Below are 16,287 nucleotides of genomic sequence, written 5' to 3'. Positions count from 1 at the left end.
ATTGCACTATTTGGCATGAACTGATGAATGCTGCTCATTAGTTTTCCAGCGTCCGCGACGCCTGCCGAATGCGCCACCGATGTGAGGCAAGACAGAAATCGGAAAAGCAGCGATCATAGTGGCCACTTGATTGCTATGTTTTCGCTGGCACTATCAGGACTACATGGATCGTATTACGAACTCCGCACACAAGGATCGAACGTGCGCCTCTCATCTCTATCGTTGATGTTTTTGCTTTGCGTATTCGCCCTCTTTGTCCAGGCTGAATCGCAGGATTCGCTTACGCCTGACAAGCCCATTGGCCCCGTGCCCGCTTTAAAACTCAAGCTGCCTGATGAACATGGCTATGCGCGTGCACAGGCGCGCCTGGGGCTCAAGTACGAGCTGGGCGATGGCGTCGAGAAGGATATGCAGCACGCCATATGGCTTTACCAGCAAGCCGCAGCCCAGGGCGATGCCGAGGGCCAGTATGCGCTGGGAAGTCTGTTATTGAGCGGTAAAGGCGTGCCCAGGGATCCGCGTGAAGCCGCAAGACTGTTTGAGTTGGCGGCCAAACAAGGTCTGGCAGAGGCGCAGGGTATACTGGGTATTTGTTATGGCGCGGGCATGGGGGTAGAGCAGAGCTACGCTGCAAGTAACCGTTGGCTGCGTCTTGCCGCCGATCAGGGCAATGCTCCGGCACAAAGCAATCTTGCCCTCAACTATGAAAATGGGTTTGGCATGCCCAAGGATTTGAGCGCGGCCATGGACTTGTTCCAGTCCGCCGCCAGGCAGAACTGGAAAGTTGCACAAAATAATGTCGGTCGATTCTACGAGTTCGGTATCGGTGTGCGTCAGGATCTCCCTCTGGCGATGCAGTGGTATCGGCTCGCAGCGGAGCAGGGCGATGCCGATGCCCAGTACAATCTGGGCCAGAAGTATCGAGATGAGCGCGCCGGGCCGCCGGATATCGGACAGGCAATCAAATATCTGAGCCTTTCTGCAAATCAGGGGAACGAGCAGGCGATGCTCAAGCTGGCTTCCCTCTACAAGATTGGCGCTGAAGTCCCGCGTGATGATTTCCAGGCGTATACCTGGTTCAAAAAGGCCGCTGACGTGAACAACAAGGAAGGTCAGATGCAACTCGCCTGGTTGTACGAGTCGGGAGAGGGAGTCGTCCGCAATTATTCCGAGGCGGCACGTCTGTATCGATTGGCGGCGCAGCAGGGCAAGATCGCTGCACAGTACCGGTTGGGTTATTTGTATCGATATGGTTTAGGTGTGGACGCCAATTATGATCAGGCCCGGCGCTGGCTGACCCTGGCGGCCAGGCAAAACCACGCGGCGGCGCGCAGCGAGTTGGAACAGATGGATCAACAAGGACAGGGCTTGAATAGCGAGCCTGATTGATAACCTGAAACAGGGTGCAGTCAGCTGATTTGGCATGAGGACTTGTAGGAGCCGGCACGCAGGCTCCTACGATTTTCAGCGGCTGATCAAGCCTTTGGCACAAACCTCAATACCCCAATCACCCCATCCCCTTTGCGGTCCGGATGGTCAGAAGGGTGCACCGTCCCGTCATTCACCGGTACTTCGGCAAAATCAAACGGACTGACCCCCTCCAGGCACGCCGCATTGATCCCGTAGAGTTGCGGGTCGGAGCGCCGTTGATGGTGGGTGTAGATCCCGCAGCGTGAGCAGAAATAATGTTTGGCCGTGCGGGTATGAAATTCATACAGCGTCAGAAGCTCGGCCCCGGCGGTAATCTGAAAGTCTTCGAGTCGCGCACTGACCACCACCGCGCCGCGCATGCGGCAGTAGGAGCAGTCACAGCGGCGGGCGCTGTGCAGACCGTCGGCCAGGCGCACATGGAAGCGCACGCCACCGCAATGGCAACTGCCGTCGATTTCGCTGATGTCTTTGTTCATTTCTGGCCTCGTGATCCGTTCAGTCCCATCGCTTTTATGAACAGCCTGTCCGTTCGGCGTCCCACGCTTGGGCCTTTTGGGTGGTGTGCTAATCTGCCATTGCTAGCCTGTTGCCAGCGGGGCAGCGCATTTTTTCAAGCAATTTGTCCGTAGAGTGGAGTGTTCAATCGATGGCGGCTTCGACGTATTTCGATCAGGTCCAGCAGCTTTATATCGCCTATTTCGGTCGCCCGGCCGACCCGGTAGGCCTGGCGTATTGGGCGGCCAATATCGATGCCTCCGGTGGCAGCGTGGCCGGGATCGTCGCCGGGTTTTCCGCGTCAACCGAATCCCAGGTGCTGTTTGCCGGTACCACTACGGCGCAGAAAGTGTCGTCGATTTATCTGTCGTTGTTCAACCGCAGCCCTGAGTCCGCCGGATTGGCTTTCTGGGTGGCGCAGATCGATGCTGGCGCGGTGACTCAGGCCCAGGCCGCCTATCAGATTCAGAGCTCGGCCGGCGCTGGCGATGCCACGGCAGTGGCCAATAAGCTGACAGCGGCCAAGGCCTTTACTGCGCAACTGGACACCAGTGCCGAGATCGCCGGTTACTCGGGTGCCACGGCGGCGGCTGCCGCGCGTACCTTCCTCAGCAGCGTGGATGCCACGCCTGCGTCACTGGCCACCGCAACAGGCGCGGCGGCTCTGGCCAATACCGTTGCCAGCGTGACCCATACCACCACAGCGCCCGGACAGACGTTCATCCTGACCGATGCCTTGCAGGACAGCGGAGGCACTTTCACTGCCGTTGATGACTCGGCAGTGCAAGTAGTGGGGGCGCAGGATCTGTCGGCTGCCACGGCGGCAAATGGTGGTTTGATTTTGTAAGCGAGCCAGATAACTCTGTGGAAGAGGACTGTGAGAGAGGACTGTGGGAGCGGATTCATCCGCGAAGGGGCTAGTACAGTCACTATATTTTCATTGCCTGGAATGCCGTCGTCGCGAATGAATTCGCTCCCACAGAGTTCACTGCCTCAACCCACCAGCAACCCGATCCCGAACACTGCACAAACCCCACCCGCCCAACGAGCGATCGCCACGCTGCTTTTCGGCAACAGGCGCAGCACGGCATAACCTGCGCCATGCAGGACCGCAGTTGCCAGCAGAAAGCCTGCGGCGTAGGCCCACGGGCTGTTCATCTCAGGCAGTTCCATACCGTGGGCAATACCATGGCAGATACCAAATACTGCGGTAGTCCCCAAGGCCACAAGGGCGGGCAGGCGCGCGCCGATCATCACGATCAGGCCGAAGGCCAGGACCGAGGCGGCGATGCCCGACTCGACCCCAGGCAACGACCAACCGGCAAAACCCAGCAGGCCCCCCAGCAGCATGCTGGCGAGAAATGTCAGCGGTAGTTGCCAGCGGCGGGCACCTTGTTGCTGGGCCGCCCACAGCCCGACGGCAACCATCGCCAGCAGGTGATCGAGGCCGCTTAGCGGGTGGCTGATCCCCGCGAGCAGGCCTGATTCATCGTGGCCGGGGTGGGCCAGGGCCAGGCCGGGCAATATGCACAGCGCGGCGCTCAGGCCGACTTTCCAGAGTCTTTGTTGCATTCGGGTACTCCTTCAATGGTGTGGTGGAGTGGGGCATCCCGTCGATGCCCCACTGTTCAATCAGCCTTGCTTGGGCAAACCAAACGGGCCACGCACTTGCTCAAAGGCAGCGGCAACGCGCAGGCCCAGCGCATCGTTGAAACGCGCAGCGACAATCATCAGACCCACCGGCAGGCCGTCGGCCAGGCCTGCCGGTACCGATGTCGCTGGGTGGCCGGAGAGGTCGAACGGCGCAGTGTTGCTGAGCATGTCCAGGGCGCTGACGAAGTATTCTTCGATAGGCGCATCAGCGGCGGTCAGGGGCGTGGCGACGAAGGGGATGGTCGGCATGATCAGCACGTCGTATTGCTTGAGCGCTTCGTCGTACTGGCGAGTCAGCTCGGCCACCAGCATGCGCGCCTTGGCGTAGTAGGCACCGTAGAGGTTCTTCAGGCTGTAGTGACCGGTCAGGGCCACCGAGCGCACGGTAGCGGAGAGCTGGTTGGCATGCTTGATCCGGTTTTTGCCGAACCAGGCCATGATGTCCGGATCGTAGTAGCCGTCGAAGTTCATGCCGTAGCCGTTGCCTTGCAGCATTTGGTAAGCAGCGCCGTCCGTGGCGATGACATTCCACAGGTCCATGGCCACGCCGCTGTGCCAGGGTGCGCTGGCTTCGCCGACGCTGGCGCCCAGGCTTTCAAGTTTCGCCGCCCCGGCCTTGACCAGTGCGTCCACCGCTTCCTGGGAGACGCCGGGCACGTTGAAGCCTTCCTTGAGCAGGCCGATCTTCAGGCCGGCCACGCCCAGATGCAGGGTCGAGACGGTGTCGGTGTGTTCCGGGACTTTTTTCTGCCGTGGGTCCAGGCCATCGGCCCCGGCCAGCACGTCGAGCATCACCGCCACTTCTTTCACGCTGCGGCCCATGGGGCCGAGGTGGTCAATGGTGCGTTCGATGGGGAAACCGCCGGTGTAGGGCACCAGGCTGTAGGTCGGCTTGTGCCCGACAATGCCGCTCCAGGCCGAAGGCATGCGGATCGAACCGCCCTGGTCGCCGCCTATGGCGAGGTCCGCTTCGCCCGTGGCTACCAGCACCGCGCTGCCACTGGAGGACCCCCCGGCATTGCGGGTCTTGTCCCAGGGGTTGAGCACTGCGCCGGACGCCGAAGTGAAACTGGCGCCGGAGAAGCACAGGTCTTCACATACGGATTTGCCGACAATGGTCGCGCCCGCCGCCAGCAGGCGCTTGACCACCGTGGCGTCTTCGCTGGGCACATAGCCGTCGATGCTCATGGAGCCGTTGGCCATGGGTACGCCGGCGACCGAGACGTTGTCCTTGATGACCACGGTCTTGCCCGCCAGGGGACCCTGACCGCTGCCTTTGATTTGGGTCTGCACGTACCAGGCGCGGTGGCTGTTGTCCTTGGCTTCGGGGCGGGAAAACTCCCGCTGTGGCGCCACTTTGGCGATATGGCTCTGGTAAAGCGCATCAACGCTGTCATAGCTGTTCAAGGCACCGTCGGACAGGCGCAGGAAGGCTTCGACCTCGGCGTCATCCAGGGTGTAGCCGTGGTCCTGGGCGGCCAGCAGGATGTCGGTTTTGACGGGACGTGGAATGGACATGGTGTTTCTCCGTTAGAAAATGATGACGGGCGCCCAACAAAGGGGAGGGCGTTGTCGTTTTCCGGAGGACGCCGTTGTCCACGCCGGTCGCTACGCGGTGCTCCATACCTGCCGAAGACGGGCGTATGGCAACTTCCGCGCAGAAAGGCTGCCGCCTTCAGGCGACAGCGCACAGGCTGTCGTTAACTGGTTTGCTGGAACAGTTCATGGGCCTTGACCAGGGCCTCGGCGATTTTCTCCACCGGTTCACGCTTGGCCATGGCCTGGTCACGCAGAGCGTTATAGGCGTCTATTTCGGACATACCCTTGGTTTCGATCAGGATGATTTTCGCCTGCTGCACCGTGCGCATCACCGCCATCCGGCCTTCCAGGCGCTTGACGTGTTTCTCCCGTTCCCGGGCCTTGCGCGACTGGTTCAGGGTGATCGCCAGGGCCGCCAGCAGGCCGAACGACTTGACCGGCGAGGGGATTACTGCGCTGGCATTGAGCTGCAACAGGGCTTCGACAATGATCGGGTTCTCGTAGGCAATCACCGGGATGATCGGCGGCGTGCCGTTCTGGAACAGCCAGGGTGTGTTGGTCGCCAGGCTCTCCGGCGATACGGCCAGGACAATCACCTCGACCTCGCCGGGCAGGCGCTCCGGAATTGGCCACTGCACCCGCACCTGGCAGCCGATGCGCTTGAGCTGGGCGATCAGGTTGCGCCCGTCTTCGTCATCGGGGTGCAGGACCAGCACGCTGATCTCGCGCAAGTCCTTGATGCCGCCGCTGCTCTCCGGGCGATAGCGCTTCTTCGCGGCACGCAGGGTCATGGCTGGCTCTCCGGCGTGCTGGACCAGTCGTTCAGGCCAGGGGCGATGGCATAAGGGTCGGGCTTGATGGCCTGGCGGCTTTCACGCAGCAGGTCGAACTGGCCGTCGCGGTTGACCCGGCCGATACGGGAAAACAGTGCGGTGTGATGATTGTCCGGATCGACCCGCACCCGCCCTTGCGGGGCATCCAGCTCCAGCCCGCGCATGGCCTGCAGTACATCTTCGACATCCTCGCCCTGGGCCTGGCGCAGAGCCTTGGCCAACAGATGGACCTGGAAATAGGCCGACTCCCAGCAGCGGTCGGTGACCTGATGCTGGCCGAAGCGCTCGCGATACTCGGCAATGACACGGCGGTTGAGGGGGGTGTCCACCGACTGGAAATAACTGGCGGCGGAAATATGCCCCATGGCCAGCTCCGGCCCCATCTCCTGGATATCGGTTTCCGTGGTGACCAGGCTGGCAATCGGCATGCGCGCCGGGTCCAGATCGGCCTCGGCATAGGCGCGGTATAGGTGATTCATGCTGCGCCCGACCACAGTGGCGAAAATGAACGAAGGCTGCAGCTGGCGGGCCTTTTCGATCAACTTGTCAAAGTCATGGGGGCCGGCGCTCAGCGGCAGGTAATACTCGCCCAGCTTGGTGCCGCCGTGCTCGTACAGCAGGTCGCTCATCAGGCGATTGGTTTCATAGGGGTAGACATATTCCGAGCCGATCATCAGCACCCGATTGCCGTAATGTTCGAGCATGTAGCGGGCCAAAGGCACGGTGTTATGGTTTTGCGTACCTCCGGTATAAATCACATTGCGTGAATATTCGAAGCCTTCGTAGAACACCGGGTACAACAACAGCGCGTCATAGCGCTCCAATACGGGAATCGCCGCCTTGCGGGTACTGGAGGTATAGCAACCGAGGAAGAACTTCAGGCCTTGCTCACGAATCAATGATTCGACATGCATGGCATAGAGCGCAGGTGTGGATTCGGTATTACGCACGATCAATTCAAAGGGCCGGCCATTGACGCCGCCCTCGGCATTGACTTGCTCAATGGCAAATTGTGTTCCGCGTAACATGGAGCGTTCCGAGGCGGCGGTAATACCGGAGTCGGAAAACAGTCCACCAATTCTGATTGCTTGATTAGCCATACCTTGAGCCTTATGCAAATCGGCCAAACTGCGTCTTGCGCTGTCGCCAATACCGTACCGCGCACCGCAGCAAGAGGCCGCGGTGCCGCAGGTCGGGAGTAATGGATGGGGCCATGCCGTCGGGTCGAGGGCAATCGAGGCTGTTTGCGCCTGGTCTGGAACGACAACGCTGTCGCGGCCAGTCTTGCGAGGATCTTCCCTACCTGCCGGAGAAGGGCGTAGGGCAAGACATCCTGCGGGGATATGCCAGCAGTGGAAGCATTTTGCGGGCCAAGTGGCGCATGCGCCGTATAAGCGCGGGGGACAAATAGCCGTTGGCTGACCGACTTGGTCCTTGTGGGAGCGAGGCTTGCCCGCGAAGGCCTCGACGCGACACACCTGATACACCGCATTAACTTTTTCGCGGGCAAGCCTCGCTCCCACAGATACTTCTGCCCGGCTTCGGTGCATCGAGCCTCGCAATGGTGCAGCTGCTCAATCCCTCCTGCGCGGCGAATCAGACCGGATAATCAGGCCAAAATAAATATGGCAACTAAAGCAGGAAACACGCCCCGTGACGCCCCGGGATTAGTTGCCAGGTAAAGCAAAAATTGCGGCGATACCTCGATATACCGCCTCTCTGGGCAAACCATCGAGTGCCTATCTGTCCCTTCGGACAACTTGTTGTAAGGACCCTGACAAAGTACTGCGTACGAACTTGGCACTGCCCTTGCTAAGTTTCTTCCTGCAACACTCGAACGCCGCACCATTGCCCTACGCCCACTTGGCAAGTAGGGAATGCCCCGGCGAATGACTGGATCGGACAAAGTTGTCCCGCCAGATTCGGCACAAGAAGCCTGACACCCCGTTTTTTTTAAATCACGGGCGGTCGGGCTTTTTTTATTTCTGGAGAAAAGTAATGAGCGATGATCCACGCAGTTTGCTGAAGCGCGCACTGTTGTTCAGTGCAATGACCCTGATGCCGCTGGCCATGGCCAGCTATGCCAGTGCGGACACGGTCAAGGTCGGCATTATCCATTCGTTGACCGGGACCATGGCCATGAGCGAGGCCTCGGTGGTGGACGCCGAGAAGCTGGCCATCGATGAGATCAACGCCTCGGGCGGTGTCTTGGGCAAGACCATCGAGCCGATAGTGGAAGACGGCGCCAGTGACTGGCCGACCTTCGCCGAAAAAGCCCGCAAGCTGCTGGAACAGGACCACGTCGCCACGGTGTTCGGCGCCTATACCTCGGCGTCACGCAAGGCAGTGCTGCCGGTGTTCGAACGGGACAAGGGCCTTTTGTACTACCCGACCTTCTACGAGGGCCTGGAGAAGTCGCCGAACATCATGTACACCGGCCAGGAAGCCTCGCAACAGACCCTGGCCGCGGTCGACTGGCTGATGCAGAACAAGGGCAAGAGTGTCTATCTGGTCGGCTCCGACTATATCTGGCCGCGCACCACCAACAAGCTGGCCCGGGCTTCGATCAGCAAGAAGGGCGGCTCGATTGTCGGTGAAGACTATCTGCCTTTGGGTCACATCGAGTTCTCTTCGGTGATCAACAAGATCAAGGCGGCCAAGCCCGACATCATCCTGTCCACCATCGTCGGCGGCTCCAACGTGGCGTTCTACAAGCAGCTCAAGGCTGCCGGTATCGACAGCTCCAATCAGACCCTCATGGCCCTGGCCGTCACGGAAGAAGAAGTCACCGGCATCGGCGCCGAAAACCTCACCGGTTTTCTCACCTGCATGAGCTATTTCCAGAGCCTGAAGAACCCGCAGAACGACAAGTTCGTCGCCGCCTTCAAGGCCCGTTACGGGCAGAACCGGGTGATTGGCGATCCGATGGAAGCGGCCTACACCGGCGTCTACCTGTGGAAAGCCGCAGCTGAAAAAGCCGGCAGCTTCGACGTGCCGAAGGTCATCGCGGCGTCTTCGGAGCTGACCTGGGACGCCCCGGAAGGTCCGGTGAAGATCCATAAGGACAACCATCACCTGTGGAAGCAGGCGCGCATCGGTAGCATCAACGCTCAGGGCCAGGTCGACGTGATCTACGAGTCGGCGCCCATCGAGCCCAACCCGTTCCCGAAACTGTAACGGCCTGCCGGGCCCGGCAGCGGGCCCGGCGTGCCAAGCGACGACAGCCAAGCCATCACAGGTAGTGCTATGACTTTCGATATTCTGATAATGCAGGTGTTCAGCGGCTTCTCGCTGTTCTCCGTGCTGGTGCTCATGGCCATCGGCCTGACCATCGTCTTCGGCCTGATGGGCGTGATCAACATGGCCCACGGCGAGCTGATGGCCCTGGGCGCCTACATGACTTACCTCACCGCACTGGTGTTCGAGCGCTGGTTGCCGGGGTTGATGGGCGCCTATTTCATCGTCGGCATCTTTGTCGCGTTCGCCGTGACCTTCGCCTTCGGCTATCTGCTGGAGCGCTGCTTTATCCGTTTCATGTACAACCGGCCACTGGACACGCTGCTGGCCACCTGGGGCCTGTCCCTGGTGCTGCAGCAGGTCTATCGCCAGGTGTTCGGCCCCAAGGAAGTCAGCGTGCCCACGGTGCAGTGGCTGCAAGGTGCGTGGAAGATTTCCGAAGGCCTGTCGCTACCACTGAACCGCATTTTCATCATCGGCTTGACCTTCTTGATTGCCGGGGCGGTGTTCCTGTTTCTCTACCGCAGCCGTTGGGGCCTGCGCATCCGCGCGGTGACCCAGAACCGTGCCATGGCCGGTGCCGCAGGCATCGATACAGCGCGGGTGGATGCGGTGACCTTCGCCCTGGGCTGCGGCCTCGCCGGGGTCGCGGGCAGCTCCTTTACCATGCTCGCCTCGACCGGGCCGGTCACCGGCCAGCAGTACCTGGTGGACACCTTTATCGTGGTCGTCTTCGGTGGCGTCGAGAGCCTGCTGGGCACCTTCCTGTCCGCTTTCGGCATCGGCCAGACCCAGGTGTCCCTGGAGTACCTGACCACCGGTTCCATGGCCAAGGCCATCACCCTGCTGGTGGTCATCGTGTTGCTGTTCTTCCGTCCCAACGGCCTGTTCGCCGCGAAAGTGAGACGCTGATATGACTGACAAGACCCTGAGTCTCTCCGACTCCCTGTTCGACCCCAACCGGCAGCGCTGGCAGGGCATCCTGTACTTTGTTGAACGGCACAGCCTGATCTGGTTGTCGGTGTTGCTGCTGGTGGTGCTGCCGCTGTGCCTGGGCGCATTTCGCCTGGGCCTGGCGGGCAAATACCTGAGCCTGGCGTTCTGTGCCCTGGGCATGGTGCTGATCTGGGGCTATGGCGGCATCCTCAGCCTGGGGCAGGGGATCTTCTTCGGCCTGGGCAGCTACATGATGGCCATGTACCTCAAGCTCGAAGCCACGGCCAGCGACGAAGCAGCCAGCGCCCTGGCGGCGTTCTACGGCTCGAACCTGCCGGATTTCATGATCTGGAACAGCATCGAGGCGTTGCCCTGGTGGTGGAAGCCGTTCCAGTCGCCGACCTTCACCGTGCTGGCGATTCTGCTGGTGCCTGCGCTGCTGGCCTTCGGCTTCAGCTATGCCTACTTCAAGAAGCGCGTGGGCGGGGTGTATTTCTCGATCATCACCCTGTCCCTGGCGGCGATCATGTCCATCACCATCATCGGCCAGCAGGGTTATACCGGCGGGGTCAACGGCCTGACCGACTTCAAGACGGTATTTGGCCTCGACCTGCAAAGCCAGACCGCCGCCATGGTGCTGTACCTGATCACCACGGTGCTGTTGCTGCTCTGTGTGCTGCTGTGCAAGTTCGTGATCCATGGCCGGGTTGGCAAGGTGATTGTCGCCATCCGTGACCGCGAAGACCGGGTGCGTTTTTCCGGCTACAACACCGCGCTGTTCAAGGCCTTTATCTTTGCCGTGGCGGCGCTGATCTCGGCTCTGGGCGGGGTGATGTTCACCTTGCAGGTGGGCCTGGCTTCGCCGTCCCTGGTGGGGATCATTCCGTCGACCGAGATCGTGATTTATGCCGCGCTGGGCGGGCGTCTGTCCCTGGTCGGGGCCATCTACGGCACGCTGCTGATCGGCGTCGCCAAGAGCTACCTCTCGGAAAATTTCGTCAACTTCTGGCAGTACTTCATGGGCGGTCTGTTCATGGGCGTGGTGCTGTTCCTGCCGTCTGGCCTGGCCGGTCTGCTGGAACGCCTGAGCAAGCGGGGAGAGCGGTCATGAGTGCGATTCTACTGGCGGTCGAGGACCTTAGCGTTTCGTTCGACGGCTTCAAGGCAGTGGACAGCCTGAACTTTTATGTCGAGGAAAATCAGGTCCATGTGGTGATCGGCCCCAACGGCGCGGGCAAGACCACGCTGCTCGACATGATCTGCGGCAAGACCCGGCCCAGCGCCGGCAGTATCCGCTTCAAGGACATGGAGCTGGCGCAGATGATCGAGTACCAGATCACCCGCGCCGGGGTCGGGCGCAAGTTCCAGAACCCTTCGGTCTACGAAGACCTGACGGTACGGGAGAATCTGGACATTTCCTCGCCGGACAAGCGCGGCCTGTTTACCTGCCTGTTTTCCCGGCGCGACAAGGCCCTTCAGGAAGAGGTGGAACGCACCGCCGAGCTGATCTTCCTCAAGGACCAGTTGGGCCTCAAGGCCGGGCTGTTGTCCCACGGCCAGAAGCAGTGGCTGGAGATCGGCATGCTGCTGATGCAGCGCCCCGAGCTGCTGTTGCTCGACGAGCCGGTGGCGGGCATGAGCGCCGGGGAGCGGGAGAAGACCGCCGGCCTGCTCAAGCGCATCGCCCAGGGCCGGGCCATGGTGATCATCGAGCACGACATGGAATTCGTGAAGGCCGTGGCCGACAAGGTCACCGTGCTGCATCAGGGCAAGACCCTGGCCTACGGTTCCATGGATCAGGTGCAGAACGATCCGCAAGTCATCGACGTCTACCTGGGGCACTGAACATGCTGAATGTCAACGAACTCAACGTGTACTACGGGCAGAGCCATGTGTTGCGCAACCTGTCGCTGCAACTGGCGCCTGCCGAATCCCTGGCGATCATGGGCCGCAATGGCATGGGCAAGACCACCTTGCTCAAAAGCCTGGTCGGCATGCTCCCGGCCCGCAGCGGCAGCATCCAGCTGGCGGGGGAGGAACTGCTGGGGCGCAAGAGCTATCAACGGGTCGCCGCCGGGATCGGCTTCGTGCCCCAGGGGCGCATGATCTTCCCGCTGCTGACTGTGGAAGAAAATATCCGCACCGGTATGGAGAACACCCCCGAGCCGAACATTCCGGACTACATCTTCGAGTACTTTCCGGTGCTGTTCGAGATGCGCCGACGCAAGGGCGGCAATCTCTCCGGCGGTCAGCAGCAACAGCTGGCCATCGCCCGAGCACTGGTTTCCAACCCCAAGGTGCTGATTCTCGACGAGCCCACCGAAGGCATTCAGCCGTCGATCATCAAGGACATCGCCCAGGCCCTGAACAAGCTGAAGAAGGAACGCGGGTTTTCCCTGATCGTCTCCGAGCAGGTGCTGTCGTTCGCCATGGCCGTGGCCGACCGTTACCTGATCATCGAGAAGGGCGAGTTCGTCCATAGCGAGGTGCGCGAAACCGTCGACCGCGAGCGCATCCTGCGCTACCTGACGATCTGAGGGCCGAACCATGCTGATTCTCGAACGTATCCTCGGCCTGGCCAGCGACCCGGCCATTCACGAACAGCTGCACAGCCTGGAACACGCAGGCAACGTCGAAACCGTCACCTTGGGCAGTGCCGATATGCAGCGCCACCGCCTGCGCGTGCGGGGTGATCGCGGCACTGACTATGCGATACGCCTGGAGCGCCACGAGCAACTGCGCAATGGCGCGGTGCTGATGCTCGACGCCCGTCGCGCCGTGGTTGTGCAGATGCAGGAGCAGGCCTGGCTGGCCCTGCTGCCACGGGATAGCGCCGCCGCCCTGGAGCTGGGCTATTTCGCTGGCAACATGCATTGGAAAGTGCGCTTTGCCGGCAATGAATTGCAGATCCAGCTGCACGGCCCGGAGCAGGATTATCTGGAACGGCTGGCGCCCATGCTGACGGACGGCCGGGTACGCCGGAGCGAATCATGAGTCTGGCCGCGACCCTGTTGGCCATGCAGCAGGCCGACAGTTTTTTCCCCAGTGGTGCGGTGGCCTGGTCTTGGGGGTTGGAGACCCTGGTCAATGAATCGGCGCTGGGCGCCCAGGCACCCGCTGGACGACGTCGCGAGCGGGCCAGGGATCCTCGCGGCGACGAGGTCCAGGCCTTTATCGACGGCCAGGTGCGTTATCGCTGGGCCAGTTTCGACCGGGCCTTTCTGCGCGCCGCCTGGCTGGCTGCTGACGATCTCGAACGGGTCAATCAGTTGGATCGTGAAGTCGAGACGTTGACCCTGGCGACCGAGGCACGCCAGGGCTCGCGGCGGATCGGTCAGGCCTTGCTCGGCGTGCATGCCGCACTGGGCACTGCTGCGGCCGGGGACTATCTGGCCCGGGTCAATGCCGGGCAGGCTCCAGCCCATGTGCCGGTGATTCAGGGGTTGCTCTGGCGCCATCTGGGGTTGCCCCTGGAACACGCCGAAGCGGCCTCCGTGCATGGCCTGTGTACCGGCCTGGTCAGCGCCGCCCTGCGCCTCGGCGTGCTGGGGCATGTCGATGCCCAGCGCGTGCTGGCCGGGCTGCAAGCTGCGTTGCGCGAAGTGCTCGCCGCCGCAGCGCCCGAGCCGGAACAGGCCGCCAGTTTCATCCCCATGGCCGAGATCGCCGTCATGCGTCACGAAACCCAGGATTTGCGCCTGTTCGCTAACTGAACCGACGCCCTGTCTCAGAGGACATCGCCCATGCTGTTGACCCCCACTGAACTGGAGCGCCTGACGCTCTTTACTGCCGCCGAGCTGTCGCGCAAGCGCCGGGCCAAGGGCCTGCGCCTGAATCATCCGGAAGCCTGTGCCCTGATCGCCGACGAACTGCTCGAAGGTGCCCGGGAAGGCCGCAGCGTCGCCGAGCTGATCGGCTACGGCTCGACCCTGCTCAATACCGACGATGTGATGCCCGGCGTTGCCGATCTGCTGCCGATTCTGCAGGTTGAGGGCACCTTTCCCGATGGCACCAAACTGATCACCGTGCATCAGCCGATCCGCCCCGGCAGCCAACCGCTAATACCCATGCTGACGCCGGGAGAAATCATCAGCCCGGTGGGGGATATCGCCCTCAATGCCGGGCGACCGCAGGCCACTTTGCGTGCGGTCAATACCGGCGACCGGCCGATTCAGGTCGGCAGCCACTACCACTTTTTCGAGGTCAACAAGGCCCTGGAATTTCCCCGGCAAATCGCCTTCGGCATGCACCTGGATATCCCCGCCGGCACGGCCGTGCGCTTCGAGCCGGGGGAGATGCGCGAAGTCGCCCTGGTGCAGTTCGGCGGCAGCGGCGACATCCACGGCTTCAGCGGTTTGACCAACGGCAACCTGCACGATCCTGCCTGCAAGGCCCTGGCGCTGGAACGTGCCCGCGCCCAACACTTCAAGGGAGCCTGAACATGGCGACGATGACGCGACAAGACTATGCGGCCATGTTCGGCCCTACCGTGGGCGATGCGGTCAGGCTCGGCGACACCTCGCTGTTGGCCGAGGTCGAGTTCGACCATGCCGTGCCCGGCGATGAATGCCTGCACGGCGGCGGCAAGACCCTGCGCGACGGCATGGGCCTGATGCCCGGCCATGACAGCGCTGACGGCGCCCTGGACATGCTGATCTGCAACGCACTCATCATCGACCCGGTGATCGGTATTATCAAAGGCGATATCGGGATCAAGGACGGCAAGATCGTCGCCGTTGGCAAGGCCGGCAATCCTGAAGTCATGGACGGCGTGCACCCGCAACTGATCTGCGGCGTCGCCACCACGGTGCGCGATGCCGAGGGCATGATCGTCACCCCCGGCGGCATCGATGTGCATGTGCATTTCGACTCGGCGCAGCTGTGCGAGCATGCCCTGGCGGCGGGCCTGACCACCCTGATCGGCGGCTCCCTCGGGCCGATCACCGTGGGCATCGACTGCGGTGGCGAATGGAACGTCGGCAAGATGCTCCAGGCGTCCGAAGCCTGGCCGATCAACTTCGGTTTTCTCGGCCGGGGCAATACCAGCAAGCCGGATTCGATGATTGGCCAACTGCGCGGCGGCTGCCTGGGCTTGAAGATTCATGAGGACTGGGGCGCTATGCCTGCGGTGATCGATGCCTGCCTCAAGGTCGCCGACGAGTACGACTTCCAGGTCCAGTTGCACACCGACACCCTCAACGAGTCGGGCTTTCTCGAAGACACCCTGGCCGCCATTGGCGACCGGACCATTCACATGTACCACACCGAAGGCGCGGGCGGCGGCCATGCCCCGGACATCATCAGTGTGGCGGGCAAAGCCAACTGCATCCCGTCGTCGACCAACCCGACCAACCCCTACACGATCAACACCTTCGACGAACACCTGGACATGATCATGACCTGCCACCACCTCAACCCGGCCGTGCCGGAGGATGTGGCGTTCGCCGAATCACGGGTCAGGCCCCAGACCATCGCCGCCGAAGACATTCTGCATGACACCGGGGCGATCTCGATTCTTGGCTCGGACAGCCAGGGCATGGGCCGCATCAACGAGGTGATTGCCCGCACCTGGCAACTGGCGTCGAAGATGAAGGACCAGCGCGGGCGCCTGCCGGAAGAAACCACGGCACTGGGTGACAACGAACGGATCAAGCGCTACATCGCCAAATACACCATCAATGCTGCCCGGGTGTTCGGCATCGACAGCTATATCGGCTCCATCGAGCCCGGCAAGCTGGCCGACCTGGTGCTGTGGCGCCCGGCGTTCTTCGGTATCAAGCCGGAGCTGGTGATCAAGGGCGGTTTTATCGTACATGGTGCCATGGGCGACTCCGCCGCTTCGCTGTACACCTGCGAGCCCCTGGTGATGCGCCCGCAATGGGGTTCGTTCGGCCGCGCACCCCAGGCGTTGTCGGTGAACTTCGTCAATCGCCTGGCCGTGGAAGCCGATACCGGCAAGGCCCTGGGCTTGCACAAGCCGCTGCTGCCGGCCTTCGGCACCCGCACTTTGCGCAAGTCGGACATGCTGCATAACGATGCCTGCCCGCATATCCGCGTCGATGCCCAGACCTTCGATGTCTACGCCGACGGCGAGCTGCTGACCTGCGAGCCGGTCAGCGAAGTGCCTCTGGCCCAGCGCTACATGCTGCGCTGAACCCCCTGT

The 16,287-nt window shown here is 61.8% G+C and carries 16 protein-coding genes; 11 read left to right on the top strand and 5 right to left on the bottom strand.

Features of this window, described 5'->3' with window-relative positions; all coding sequences use genetic code 11:
* Positions 1-27: 27 nt before the first annotated feature.
* Positions 28-1,389, top strand: coding sequence for a tetratricopeptide repeat protein (locus M2401_RS28840; RefSeq protein WP_259109012.1), 1,362 nt, complete (start codon positions 28-30; stop codon positions 1,387-1,389).
* 86 nt (positions 1,390-1,475) lie between these two features.
* On the opposite strand, the gene M2401_RS28835 is transcribed toward M2401_RS28840, so the two are convergent.
* A complete protein-coding gene (locus M2401_RS28835) occupies positions 1,476-1,907 on the bottom strand; it encodes a GFA family protein (RefSeq protein ID WP_259109010.1) in 432 nt (143 codons plus the stop codon).
* Positions 1,908-2,077: 170 nt separating this feature from the next.
* Here M2401_RS28835 and M2401_RS28830 point away from each other — a divergent pair, with 170 nt between their 5' ends.
* Positions 2,078-2,773, top strand: coding sequence for a DUF4214 domain-containing protein (locus M2401_RS28830; protein ID WP_259109009.1), 696 nt, complete (start codon positions 2,078-2,080; stop codon positions 2,771-2,773).
* 146 nt (positions 2,774-2,919) lie between these two features.
* On the opposite strand, the gene M2401_RS28825 is transcribed toward M2401_RS28830, so the two are convergent.
* From M2401_RS28825 to M2401_RS28810, 4 genes are all read right to left on the bottom strand, one after another.
* Entirely contained in the window at positions 2,920-3,498 is a 579-nt protein-coding gene (locus M2401_RS28825) for a HupE/UreJ family protein (RefSeq protein ID WP_259109007.1), read from the bottom strand.
* A 60-nt stretch (positions 3,499-3,558) separates the two neighbouring features.
* The gene (locus tag M2401_RS28820; protein ID WP_259109005.1) at positions 3,559-5,097 is read right to left on the bottom strand and encodes an amidase; all 1,539 of its coding nucleotides are present in this window, start codon (positions 5,095-5,097) and stop codon (positions 3,559-3,561) included.
* A 182-nt stretch (positions 5,098-5,279) separates the two neighbouring features.
* On the bottom strand, positions 5,280-5,909 hold the full coding sequence (locus tag M2401_RS28815) for an ANTAR domain-containing response regulator (RefSeq protein WP_259109003.1): 630 nt from the start codon (positions 5,907-5,909) through the stop codon (positions 5,280-5,282).
* Entirely contained in the window at positions 5,906-7,051 is a 1,146-nt protein-coding gene (locus M2401_RS28810) for a transporter substrate-binding domain-containing protein (protein WP_259109002.1), read from the bottom strand. Before M2401_RS28810 ends, M2401_RS28815 begins: the two co-directional genes overlap by 4 nt.
* Before the next feature lie 898 nt (positions 7,052-7,949).
* Here M2401_RS28810 and urtA point away from each other — a divergent pair.
* The 9 genes from urtA (at position 7,950) to ureC (ending at position 16,278) form a co-directional block, all read left to right on the top strand.
* Positions 7,950-9,128, top strand: a complete 1,179-nt coding sequence (gene urtA, locus M2401_RS28805) for an urea ABC transporter substrate-binding protein (RefSeq protein WP_259109000.1) — start codon at positions 7,950-7,952, stop codon at positions 9,126-9,128.
* A gap of 69 nt (positions 9,129-9,197) precedes the next feature.
* Positions 9,198-10,100 carry an urea ABC transporter permease subunit UrtB gene (urtB, locus tag M2401_RS28800; protein WP_259108998.1) on the top strand — a complete coding sequence of 301 codons (903 nt, stop codon included), beginning with the start codon at positions 9,198-9,200 and terminating at the stop codon, positions 10,098-10,100.
* Between the two features lies 1 nt (position 10,101).
* Positions 10,102-11,235 carry an urea ABC transporter permease subunit UrtC gene (gene urtC, locus M2401_RS28795; RefSeq protein ID WP_310504161.1) on the top strand — a complete coding sequence of 378 codons (1,134 nt, stop codon included), beginning with the start codon at positions 10,102-10,104 and terminating at the stop codon, positions 11,233-11,235.
* On the top strand, positions 11,232-11,969 hold the full coding sequence (gene urtD, locus M2401_RS28790) for an urea ABC transporter ATP-binding protein UrtD (RefSeq protein ID WP_259108988.1): 738 nt from the start codon (positions 11,232-11,234) through the stop codon (positions 11,967-11,969). Before urtC ends, urtD begins: the two co-directional genes overlap by 4 nt.
* Before the next feature lie 2 nt (positions 11,970-11,971).
* Positions 11,972-12,661 carry an urea ABC transporter ATP-binding subunit UrtE gene (gene urtE, locus M2401_RS28785; RefSeq protein ID WP_259108987.1) on the top strand — a complete coding sequence of 230 codons (690 nt, stop codon included), beginning with the start codon at positions 11,972-11,974 and terminating at the stop codon, positions 12,659-12,661.
* Positions 12,662-12,671: 10 nt separating this feature from the next.
* Positions 12,672-13,118 (top strand): urease accessory protein UreE, encoded by a 447-nt coding sequence (gene ureE / locus M2401_RS28780; protein WP_259108986.1) that lies wholly within the window; start codon positions 12,672-12,674, stop codon positions 13,116-13,118.
* A complete protein-coding gene (locus M2401_RS28775; RefSeq protein WP_259109327.1) occupies positions 13,112-13,837 on the top strand; it encodes an urease accessory protein UreF in 726 nt (241 codons plus the stop codon). Before ureE ends, M2401_RS28775 begins: the two co-directional genes overlap by 7 nt.
* A gap of 30 nt (positions 13,838-13,867) precedes the next feature.
* Complete coding sequence (locus tag M2401_RS28770; RefSeq protein WP_259108985.1) at positions 13,868-14,563, top strand: urease subunit beta; 696 nt, start codon at positions 13,868-13,870, stop codon at positions 14,561-14,563.
* 2 nt (positions 14,564-14,565) lie between these two features.
* The gene (ureC, locus tag M2401_RS28765) at positions 14,566-16,278 is read left to right on the top strand and encodes an urease subunit alpha (RefSeq protein WP_259108976.1); all 1,713 of its coding nucleotides are present in this window, start codon (positions 14,566-14,568) and stop codon (positions 16,276-16,278) included.
* Positions 16,279-16,287: the final 9 nt, after the last annotated feature.

Source organism: Pseudomonas sp. JUb42 (assembly GCF_024807945.1).
GTDB lineage: Bacteria > Pseudomonadota > Gammaproteobacteria > Pseudomonadales > Pseudomonadaceae > Aquipseudomonas.
The sequence above is the reverse complement of the archived record's forward strand: the minus strand, read 5'-3'. Positions and strand labels throughout refer to the sequence as shown.